We start from the raw sequence: 8222 nt of genomic DNA, 5'->3' as shown, positions 1-8222 counted from the left end.
TCGCCGTGGACGCCTGGCTCAGGATCTGGAACTTGGTGAAGTTCATCATCTCAACTGCCACGTCCACGTCCCTGATCCGCGACTCCGCCGCAGTCAAGTTCTCGGCTGACGTCGAAAGGTTTGCGATGGTGTGCTCGAGCCGGTTCTGCACCGCCCCGAGCTTGGACCGTTCGCTCGAGACGGTGTTGATGGCCGTGTTGATTGTGGTAATGGCCGTGTTGGCGGCGGCTTGGGTAGACACGTTTATGCCGTTGGTCATCAGGTCAATCGTCCAGGTGTCGTTCAAGCCGAGCTGTCCAGTGTTCTCCTTAAAGGTGAGACCGTAGGTTTCATCGGTCGTAGTGGCTGAAACGTCAACATTCTCAGTGGTTTCGAGGACGTTTCCCGCGGTATCGAGCCACTCAAGGGTCGCTAGTTCATTGTCAGCGGTGGCGTCCGTGATCGTGACTCGGACCTGCACAGCGTACCTCGCGTCCGCGCTGGACGAGGTATCCACCGTGCCCGTCACCAGCAGCTTGCCTCCAAAGAGCACGCCGGCGTCGAAATCCCTGTTCTGGTGCACCCCGAGTGCTTTGGCACTCATGTCACTGATGCTCACTTCGAGTTTCTGGCCGGCGTTCGCTCCGATGTGGATTGTCTCGGACGTGAATTTCCCTGCTAGCAGGTTCTGGGTGTTGAACTCCGTAGTGCCCGAGATCCGGTTGATTTCGGTTGCGAGGGCGTCTACCTCTTTCTGGATCTCAGCACGGTCATCGTTGGTCACTGTGTCGCTCGCAGACTGAACCGCAAGCTCCCTCATTCTCTGCAGGATCGAATGGGTCTCAGCGAGCGCTCCTTCTGCCGTCTGTAACAGCGAGATACCGTCCTGCGCATTCCTGGCGGCCTGGGTCAAGCCCTTGATTTGGCCGCGCATCTTCTCCGAGATCGAGAGGCCGGCAGCGTCGTCAGCAGCGCGCCCGATCCGGAGGCCGGAAGAGAGTTTCTCCAAAGACTTAGTCTGCCCGTCATCGTTTGCGACAAGGTTCTTCCAGGCGTTCAACGCAGACAGGTTGTGATTGATTCGCATCTGCTCAATACCTCCTTGTAGTCGATATTCCGGTCCCGCATCCTTGCGATGATCCGGCTCGTGTCTGGCTTCCCGGCTTCCCCCCTTCTGTCCGAACCTGGGACTCAGGAACACCTGGCCTCGTACCCAGCGCGGCCTTCTGCAACTGGCACGAGCGGGTGTCTCGTGCTGTAACAAGTCCCCTGAAGAATGACCTGGACGCCCAGGCGCTTCGTTCGGTTGACCACGATCGGTGCCACGAGATTTGCAGTTGTCCGGGTCAACTCAGGCCTCACTGTCAGAACACTCATCACGGCCAACTCGTCCGCATTCGCTGGCAAGACCTCCCCTGCCTGGTCCTCAGGGATGTCTATGTGGTAGTCCGGGTAAAACTCGAACGGGTCTACCAGCACCAGAGCCAGATCAGGGTCACACGCGCTCTGAAGCCACTTGATGGAACGGCTTCCAGGATGATCGCAGATGACGAACTGGCGCTCCCGCTCGAAACCGGGAAGACCGCGGGGAAACGTTATTATCTGTTCGGCCTCGGCCGTCAGTTCGCCAAGACGCGTGCTCTTGATGATCATCTGACTACCTCCAGGGGTGTGTCATAGGTCGCAGATTTCGGTGATGAGTGTCGTCTGGTTCTTTGAGTCCGCGAGGACCATTTCGTCTGCCTCGCACACCTCTCGCCCGTTTCGGTCAGCTATTACCCGGACGTTCGGCCTTGTGGTGAGTCCTTTGAACACCCGGGTCACAACCGCCGTCTCTCCGGTGTTGAGTCTTACTACCGTTCCGACGGGATAAGGAGCCACATACTGCATGACCCCAAGAACCGTCGTGTGGTCGAACTCGAACCCGGCCGCGCTCATCACGTACTCAAACGCCTCCTGGGACCCCAGCCGCGCCCCGCTCGGATTGCCCGAGGAAACGAGGCTACAGTATGTATCGGCAACTGACACGATTCTTGAGAGAGGGTCTATCCCTTCGCCCTGAAGTTTTCTTGGATACCCGCTCCCATCGTGTCTCTCGTGGTGCTGGAACACGATCGCCCGACTCCACGCCGTGAATCTGCTATCGAGACGCAGTATTCTGAGCCCGTACTCGGGATGCCGCTGCATTTCCCGGTCCGAGATGGGGGATTCGCGAATCAAGGCAAAACCAATGTCACAGAGAAGTGCACCCAGCCCAATGTCAGTGGTCCGGCGGGCCAGACCAGCTTTGCGAGCGACCCAGACGGAAACAGCCGCAATATTCATCGGGCGGACGTAAAAGTAGTCCTCGGGCTCGCTGCACGGAGCCAGACTGACCACCTCCGAACCTACTTCAACGAGATCGTCCTCGATCATTTCAACGAGGCCAGAGAGGTCATTGTATGGGATGTCTATATCATCAGGACTGGCCGCCGCCGCTAGGTGTCGGTGGAGACCGGAAAGAATCCTCGTCCCTCGAGCCACGGTCTGTTCCGAGATGGACTGTGACCGGTTCACGCTCTCAACTCCTTCCCCACGGGAAGACGGCGATAGAAGAAAGGCGATGCCGATGCGAGCCCGACACTTGCGGCGTTCAGAATCGTCTCTGTACCCCCCACGAACAATACGCCGTGCTCCTTGAGGCTCTCCCTGAAGTTCCTGTAGAGTTGGTCTTTGGCTTGCTCTGTAAAATAGATCACTACATTGCGGCAGATTATGAGGTCGAAGCCCTTCTCGAAGCTGTCAGCCAGGAGGTTGTGGACTCTGAATTCGACTCTGGACTTGATTCCGTCGGAGATGACATACTTGTCGCGCTGTTTGGTGAAGTACCGAGCCAGGCATGCCCGCGGGACGTTTCTGACATCCTGCGCGAGGTAAACACCGGCCTTGGCTTTCTCGATGACCGTCGCATCGATATCTGTAGCGAGGAACCGATGCACCCGGCCAGGGGTCATCTTGTCCAGAATCATCACAACAGAGTATATCTCAGCACCGTTGGAGCATCCTGCGCTCCAGATGTTCAGCTTGGGCGAGTGCACTAGCAGCCCCGGTAAAATTCGCTTCTCAAGTTCATCGAACTTCTCGGGGTTTCGGAAGAACTCCGATACGTTGATGGTGAAGAAATCCTGAAACTTCTTCAGTTCCAGCGGATCATGTTCGAGCACCCTGGCATAGGCGGCAAGTGAACCTGCACCGGTTCGCTCCAGCATCCCCCGGAGACGCCTTTCCATCTGTTGTGACTTGTACTGCCCGAGGTCCACTCCGATTAGCTTGAGGACCCTACGTTTGAACGCAGCGTAGTCTGCTTGGTCCAAGTACTCCATCTTCGTTCCCTCTCAAGCCAGAGTGAGCACTGCATCGACTATTTCATCGGCGATCTGGCCGAGTGGGACCACCCGATCGGCAGCGCCCTTTTCCGCGACTGACCTGGGCATCCCGTACACAACGCATGACGACTCGTGTTCACAGATGGTCGTTCCGCCCATCTGCTTGATGTATTCCATAGCCTCGGCACCGTCAGAGCCCATCCCTGTCATGATCACTCCTACAGTGTTCCTGCCGAAAACACTCGCCGCCGCCCGCATCGTCACGTCCACAGCTGGCCTGACCCCGTGAACAGCTGGACCTTCATCCAGAGCGAGCGTGGCGTCGCCGTTCACGAGCAAGTGTCGTCCGCCCGGGGCCAGGTACGCGCTGCCCGCTGTTACGCGTTCACCCCCTCGAGCCTCGGCCACGCAGAGCCTAGATGTTTCGTTCAGGCGCTCAGCAAGAGACCGGGTGAAACCTGCGGGCATGTGCTGGACTACTAGAACCCCGGCAGGCAGGTTAGGGGGGAGAGCGGGAATGACTTCGGCAAGCGCCCTCGGTCCTCCAGTGGATGTCCCGATCACCACCACGCAGCCAGCCCGCTCCGGCGGTGCTCCGAGGGCCGTGCCTGCCCGGCCGGAAGGTTGCGCCTGTCTCATCGACAGAAGCCCAGGTTTCGGGCCCCGCGGCCATCCTGCTGCCATCTCCATGATCCTTCCCCGCGCGACCCTGGAAGCCATCTTGACCTTGGCAATCAGCTCGTCGTGGACCTTTGCAATGTCAAGCGATATGGAACCTGAAGGTTTACGAACGAAGTCCACGGCGCCCAATGAGAGTGCGCGAATCGTGACATCCGCCCCTGCCTGGGTCTGGCTGGACAACATCACGACAGGGATTCCGAGTTCCCCGCAGAGGATGGGAAGCGCTGCGATCCCGTCCATCACTGGCATCTCGACATCCAGAGTCACCACATCTGGGCGGTTGTGCTGGGCCTTCGCAATCGCATCCCGCCCATCTCGTGCGGTCCCCATGATCTCTATTGCCGGATCGGAGGAGAGGATCTCGGAGATGACTTTTCGCATGAATGCTGAGTCGTCTACGACCAGCACCGATATTCTCGGCATCAACCCACCAGCTTCTTGACAGCCGCAAGCACTGTATCCGGCTCGAACGGCTTGACCACGAAGTCCTTGGCGCCGGATTTTATGGCCTCGATCACCATGGCTTGTTGTCCCATCGCGGAGCACATCACCACTTTTGCTGATGCATCCAACCTGCGGATCTCGCGAAGTGCCGTAATGCCGTCCATAGTGGGCATAGTGATATCCATAAGGACTAGGTCCGGCTTAAGCTCAGCATACTTGGTCACAGCGTCAAGCCCGTTCTCGGCCTCGTGAACTGAGTACCCGTGCTGCGTCAGGAGCTTCGCACACCTCAGTCTCATGAAAGCGGCGTCGTCCACCACGAGGATCCCGGCCACTGACTACACCCCCCAAAGCCCTCAGAGCTCCCGCTCTTTCATACCCAGTGTTCTCACAAAAACCCGGCCCTGGCCCGGTATGAACCTCATTGTGCGGCCCACAGTTCCCCCGATGTCCTCTGCGACCAAAGGGACTTGCGCCTCCGCGAGCGCCTCCTTGACTGCTTTCGCGTTTCTGCCCCCAATGTCCAACACGTCACTAGCGGTCGGAGTGACGAACATCTTTGCGCCGCCAGCGATCTTGGCTCTCAGCGATTGTCGCAACGCGCCCAGTCTCTCGACGGCCTGCAGCAGCAGGGGGATACCGGTATCGGCAAACCTTTCCGGTTGTGATACTCCATCTCTGCCCAACCCTATCGAACTGTCCGGCAGCACCACGTGGGCCAGTCCCCCCACCCGCCGGTCCGGATCCCAAACCACCACTCCGATGCATGATCCCAGCCCATACGCAACCAGCGTGACATCATGTCTTGCCGAGACTTTGATCTCGCCGATTCCCACAGCCACAACCTCAGGGGCCATCACACACCCGCTCTCAGTACTTGCACAAGTCTGTCCAGTGAATCTGCGTCGAGAGCAAGGAAGAAGAACCCGCGTGCCTCCCGTTCGGTCTCGATGAACCTGGTCTCTATTATGATCGCCTCGTCAGATTCGGTGTAGAGCCCCGAGAGGACGCTGCTCAGAAGGGCGGCGGTCATGTCCATCGCTAAGCACGGAGGGCTCGGCAGCACGACGAGATTCGCGGAGTCTGCGATTGCATTCAGAAACGAAGACCCCGTGATGTTGGCCACTTCCGAGAGGGCAGACAAGGCCATCTCATCCAGACCTGTCGTTGTTCCCGCGGGGTTGCCCATGACCAGGTCAGCAAGGGCCCTGGCGGAGTCCACGGGAATCAGGAGAATCACGTGCCCTGTCAAATCCCCTGAAACCGACAGATACGAGCCAAGCGCGGCAGACTCAGGCCCGCCGGCGATGTCGGAAATGGAACGCAGGGGCACAAAGGCAACTCTAGGCGGCAGAACTCCCACAGGACGCCCGACCATCAGTGAAAGCGCCTTGGCCAGCCGGTCGGTACCCCAAACCGCGATACGCCTGAGGGATTCTATCGCCACCGCACCGCATTCGTCAGTCACCTGTGCCACCCTGGCCGTTCCCCCTTTCTGAGCTACCCGGCATGTCGTTCGTCCACAATCTTCCGGGCAAGGCTGGGGATGTCCAGAATGAGCGCGATCCTGCCATCCCCAAGTATTGTCACCCCCGACACTCCCGGTATGTTGCCCACGAAAGCGCCGAGGCTCTTTATGACGACCTCCATCTCCCCCAGGAGAGAGTCCACAACCAGGGCAACCCATCCTTCCGGGCTCGAGACAACCACGGCAAAAGCCCGGGCCCCGCTCCGTCCGTCCGCGCCCGGGAATCCAAAGACTTCGTGCAGCCGGATCAGTGGTACGACGGCGCCTCTTGCCAGAATTGCCTCGCGGCCTCTCACAGTCCGGATATTCTCAGCCTCGACCCTGGTGATTTCCACAACCGACGCAAGTGGAATCGCATAGATCCTCGATTCCACTGAGACAAGAAGAGCATGGATAATTGCCAGAGTCAGCGGAAGCTTCACAGTGAAAGTCGTCCCTTGGCCGGGAGCGGTCTCGATGCTGACGGAGCCGTTGAGCTTCTCGATATTCTTTCTGACAATGTCCATTCCAACCCCCCGGCCCGATGTGTCATCCACCTTCTCTGCAGTGGACAGACCGGGGGAGAATATGAGGTTGACAGCCTCGCGGTCTGGCAGGCGCATGGCCGCCTCCTCGGAGATCAGGCCGCGCCTGATAGCGGACGCCTTGACTCGTTCGATGTCTATCCCTCTCCCGTCATCCTGCACCTGGATGACTATGCAGTTCTCCTCCCGGAACGCAGAAAGCCTGAGCGCGCCCCGGGGAGGCTTCCCCGAGGCCACCCGCTCCTCCTGCGATTCGATCCCGTGCCCCACCGCGTTCCTGAGCAGGTGGATGATGGGATCGCCTATCTCCTCGCTCACCGACCGGTCGAGCTCCGTGTCCTCGCCCTCGATGACGAAATCCACATCCTTGCCGTGTTTCTGCGCGAGGTCCCTAACCATTCTCGGGAACCTGCGGAACACCTTTTCGATGGGCAGCATCCGGGCTTTGTTTATGGCCTCCTGCAGTTCCGTGGTGAGCCTGCCTATGTGCATGGAGGTGCGGTTGAGGTCGGAAAGTAATTCATCTTCACCGTGCTTCGCGGCGATCCTGCTCTCGATCTGTGCAAGACGTGTCCGGTCGATCACTAGCTCCGCAACGAGGTTGGACAGGGTGTCTAGTCTAGAGACGTCTACCCTGACAGTGGCGGAGCTCACGGAAGCAGCATCTCTCTTCTGGTTCCCGCCAGAGCTAGCCGAGACAGGCGCACGAGTTGCACCCGGCGGCGAGCCGGGTGCCTCCGGCGCGACGCACGCGCCGGAGGTGCCGGCCGCGCCGATTGCGCAGGGTGTCCCGGGTCTTCCGGCGTCCCGGATGAACTCTGCCCCGATCACATCACCCACAGAGAGGGCAACCTCCCGGGCCCTCTCCGGGTTCTCGCCGTGTGCGCCGAGAGAGAGGATGACTCGAAGCTCCTGGAGTTCGTCCCCTGCCTCGATCCGGTCCATTCCGGGGACTGTCGCCAGGACGTCGAACTGCCCCATCAGTCTGTCAACGACCTGGTACGCACGGACCGCAGGCATCACGCACCCGGCAGAGAATCTCACGACCAGAATCGTACTGTCCCCGCCCATGCCCGTCGTCTGGTTGTCCTGTATCTCTTCGAGCCTGGCGGTGAGCCCGGACACGTCTGTGCCGTCTTGCTCCCCAGTTGCGATCTCCTTCGTCAGGGCACGCAGGGCGTCCAGGCACTGGAAGAGCACATCGATGGTGTGTCGAGTCACTGTGATCTCGTTCTTCCTCAAGCCATCGAGGACACTCTCCATGGAGTGCGCGAGTCTGGCCATTCTCTCGTGTCCCAGGGTCGCGGAAGACCCCTTGAGGGTATGGGCTGCCCTGAAGATTTCCGACAGGACCTCCGGGTTTGCTCTGTCTTGTTCCAGGACCAGTAGATCATCCTCGAGCAACTGCAACTGCTCGAGGGCCTCCTGGAGGAAGACAGCGATATCCTCAGAGGTGATTCCGAAGGATTGGTCCATGGGAAGGCCTCCTACGAAGCGTCCGCAACGAGCTGTCCCGCTTCCAGTGCCTCGAGGGATTTCTTCTCGCCTGGTGAAAGAACCTGGTCGAGATCTAGCAGGATGATCAGCCGCGAGCCAAGTTTGGCGATGCCTCGCAGGTACCGGGAATCCACGGTCACAAGCACAGGGGACGGTGTGTCAGAAGTGTTGCGGGTGCCCCAAGACACCATCGAGCCCCCGTCC

At 59.4% G+C, this 8222-nt stretch carries 10 protein-coding genes; all 10 read right to left on the bottom strand.

All coding sequences use genetic code 11. The features are described from left to right. On the bottom strand, positions 1 to 1066 hold a 1066-nt coding region (locus NUW23_14050), incomplete at its 3' end, for a flagellin (GenBank protein ID MCR4427284.1). A 104-nt stretch (positions 1067 to 1170) separates the two neighbouring features. Then, positions 1171 to 1632, bottom strand: coding sequence for a flagellar assembly protein FliW (locus tag NUW23_14045; protein MCR4427283.1), 462 nt, complete (start codon positions 1630 to 1632; stop codon positions 1171 to 1173). A gap of 21 nt (positions 1633 to 1653) precedes the next feature. Further along, positions 1654 to 2535, bottom strand: a complete 882-nt coding sequence (locus NUW23_14040; protein ID MCR4427282.1) for an HD domain-containing protein — start codon at positions 2533 to 2535, stop codon at positions 1654 to 1656. Further along, entirely contained in the window at positions 2532 to 3341 is an 810-nt protein-coding gene (locus NUW23_14035; GenBank protein MCR4427281.1) for a protein-glutamate O-methyltransferase CheR, read from the bottom strand. Before NUW23_14035 ends, NUW23_14040 begins: the two co-directional genes overlap by 4 nt. Positions 3342 to 3353: 12 nt before the next feature. Then, positions 3354 to 4448, bottom strand: a complete 1095-nt coding sequence (locus NUW23_14030; protein MCR4427280.1) for a chemotaxis response regulator protein-glutamate methylesterase — start codon at positions 4446 to 4448, stop codon at positions 3354 to 3356. Beyond that, positions 4448 to 4804, bottom strand: a complete 357-nt coding sequence (locus NUW23_14025) for a response regulator (GenBank protein MCR4427279.1) — start codon at positions 4802 to 4804, stop codon at positions 4448 to 4450. The genes NUW23_14030 and NUW23_14025 overlap by 1 nt, the downstream gene beginning before the upstream one ends. 21 nt (positions 4805 to 4825) lie before the next feature. Continuing rightward, positions 4826 to 5326: a chemotaxis protein CheD gene (locus tag NUW23_14020; protein MCR4427278.1), complete on the bottom strand. Its 501-nt coding sequence runs from the start codon at positions 5324 to 5326 to the stop codon at positions 4826 to 4828. Further along, entirely contained in the window at positions 5326 to 5946 is a 621-nt protein-coding gene (locus NUW23_14015) for a chemotaxis protein CheC (GenBank protein MCR4427277.1), read from the bottom strand. Before NUW23_14015 ends, NUW23_14020 begins: the two co-directional genes overlap by 1 nt. 23 nt (positions 5947 to 5969) lie before the next feature. Next, the gene (locus tag NUW23_14010; GenBank protein ID MCR4427276.1) at positions 5970 to 7997 is read right to left on the bottom strand and encodes a chemotaxis protein CheA; all 2028 of its coding nucleotides are present in this window, start codon (positions 7995 to 7997) and stop codon (positions 5970 to 5972) included. 11 nt (positions 7998 to 8008) lie between these two features. Beyond that, a partial coding sequence (locus NUW23_14005; GenBank protein ID MCR4427275.1) for a hypothetical protein occupies positions 8009 to 8222 on the bottom strand: 214 nt, incomplete at its 5' end.

The sequence above is a fragment of the Bacillota bacterium genome (assembly GCA_024655925.1).
GTDB lineage: Bacteria > Bacillota > DTU025 > DTU025 > JANLFS01 > JANLFS01.
The sequence above is the reverse complement of the archived record's forward strand: the minus strand, read 5'-3'. Positions and strand labels throughout refer to the sequence as shown.